We start from the raw sequence: 222 nt of genomic DNA, 5'->3' as shown, positions 1-222 counted from the left end.
CCCGCCGCATCCATGCCCTTGGACTCAAATTCGGCATTTGGTTCGAGCCTGAATGTATCTCTGAGGACAGTGATCTATACCGGGCACATCCCGACTGGGCATTCAAAGTGCCTGAGAAAAATCCTGTGAGGAGCCGTTACCAGCTTGTACTGGACTTCTCCCGCAGGGAAGTGTGCGATCACATCTTCAACATGATGTGTGATGTCCTTGACAACGCTGAGG

The 222-nt window shown here is 52.3% G+C and carries 1 protein-coding gene; it reads left to right on the top strand.

Annotated elements, in window-relative coordinates:
• Positions 1-8 precede the first annotated feature (8 nt).
• Positions 9-222, top strand: a 214-nt coding sequence (locus NE619_RS19245; RefSeq protein ID WP_334304341.1) for an alpha-galactosidase, incomplete at its 3' end; no start/stop codon positions are given.

Source organism: Anaerovorax odorimutans (genome assembly GCF_024459955.1).
In the GTDB taxonomy this organism is placed as follows: domain Bacteria; phylum Bacillota; class Clostridia; order Peptostreptococcales; family Anaerovoracaceae; genus Hominibacterium; species Hominibacterium odorimutans_A.
Note: the sequence above shows the minus strand (reverse complement) of the source record. Positions and strands in the feature narration are given on the sequence as shown.